We start from the raw sequence: 1,617 nt of genomic DNA on the forward strand, positions 1-1,617 counted from the left end.
CGCTTCAGGATGTAGTTGAACGCCTTGGCCAGGTCGTGCCCACGGGACAGCTTGGCGAGCTGCTCCCGCACATAGACCTGAAGGTCCTCGACCAGGAGTGCGGATTCCGACGAAGTCGCCCAGGCGTACCGATATGAAGTCGCCCGTGGATTCCGAGACGATGTCGCCCACCTTTCCGATTTGATCTCGCCCAGCGGCGAGGCGTTCTGGCCGGCTGGTTCTCTGGCATCGGTCAAGCCGCGCGGTCAATCTGGAATCGCGACTTCAACCTTTTTTCTTCTTCTGCGGTTGCTGTGGGCATGTGGGCAACGCGATTGCGTTGTCCAAGCGCAGCGGCATGTCCACAGCGCTCAGGTCTTTCGGGCGGATTGCCGGGTTCGGCGCAGGCTCTCACCGGTGAGGTCGAGCCGATGGGCATTGTGGACGAGGCGATCGAGCACGGCGTCGGCATAGGTGGGATCTCCAATGAGCAGATGCCACTGGTCCACGGGGAGCTGGCTGGTGACGATGGTGGAGCGATGACCGTAGCGATCTTCGAGGATTTGCAGGAGGTCGTGACGGGCGCCGGCATCGAGCGGCTCGAGCCCCCAATCATCGAGGATCAGCAGATCGACACGGCCAAGGCTGCGCAACAGGCGTGGGTGACGACCGTCGCCGCGGGCGAGCGCCAGATCGTCGAACAGGCGCGGGACGCGCTGATAGAGCACGGAGCGATTGTCGCGACAGGCCTTGTGGCCGAGCGCCGAGGCGAGCCAACTCTTGCCGACGCCTGCCGGGCCGCAGATCAGGAGATTGACGTGGTCGTCGATCCAACGGCCCTCGACAAGCTTGGCGAACAGCGGGCGGTCGAGACCGCGCGGGGTGCGATAGTCGATGTCCTCGACGCATGCCTGCTGGCGCAGCTTGGCGTAGCGCAGGCGAGTGGCGAGCCGTTTGTCGTGCCGCAGCGAGGCTTCACGTTCGAGCAGCAGAGCAAGCCATTCGGCGTGACTGAGGCTGCCAGCCTCACCGGCGGCTTCAATGTCGGCGAAGGCCTTGGCCATGCCGTGGAGGCCGAGGGCGTTGAGGCGGTCGAGGGTCGGATGGGTGAGCAAGGGACGTCTCCTAATTGTAGTAGCGCGGTCCGCGGATGTTGGCATGCAGGATCGGCGCATCGTCCGCGGAGCGCTGGTGAGCGGGACGCCGATCGAGATTGTTGGCGAGGATCGACTTGACCGAGCCATAGGTGCGCGCGCCGATGTCGATCGCCCGCGCAGCCGCCGCGTCCAGCCGTTCGCGCCCATAGGAGGCGGCGAGCCTGAGGATGCCGAGGCAGGCGCGGAAGCCTTGTTCGGGGTGCGAGCGCTCGTCGAGAATGAGGTCGCACAATGCGCTGGTTGCCGGCCCGATCGCGGCGGCGTCCTGACGGATACGCCCGATAGTCCAGCCGGCGTAGCGCCGATGGCTGGAGGCCATGTGCTCCGGCACGGTGGTGTGCTTGTGATTGCCACTCATGCGCTGATGCGCGGCAATCCGCTCGCCCTTGTGGAAGATCTCGACGGTGCGGGCGGTGAACCGCACCTCGACCTCGGCACGCGCGAAGCGATGCGGAACGCTGTAATAATGCTTCTCCACCTC

Annotated in this window: 2 protein-coding genes and 1 pseudogene; all 3 read right to left on the reverse strand. The window is 65.2% G+C overall.

Annotation, left to right across the window (positions count from 1 at the left end; all coding sequences use genetic code 11):
• Positions 1–236: pseudogene (locus GA0061099_RS40960) on the reverse strand (IS66 family transposase); the annotation flags it as partial.
• Between the two features lie 114 nt (positions 237–350).
• Positions 351–1,094, reverse strand: coding sequence for an IS21-like element helper ATPase IstB (gene istB, locus GA0061099_RS39140; RefSeq protein ID WP_074448703.1), 744 nt, complete (start codon positions 1,092–1,094; stop codon positions 351–353).
• A 10-nt stretch (positions 1,095–1,104) separates the two neighbouring features.
• Positions 1,105–1,617 (reverse strand): transposase (locus GA0061099_RS39145; RefSeq protein ID WP_141697830.1); only part of this gene is annotated, 513 nt, incomplete at its 5' end.

It is taken from the genome of Bradyrhizobium yuanmingense, assembly GCF_900094575.1.
GTDB lineage: Bacteria > Pseudomonadota > Alphaproteobacteria > Rhizobiales > Xanthobacteraceae > Bradyrhizobium > Bradyrhizobium yuanmingense.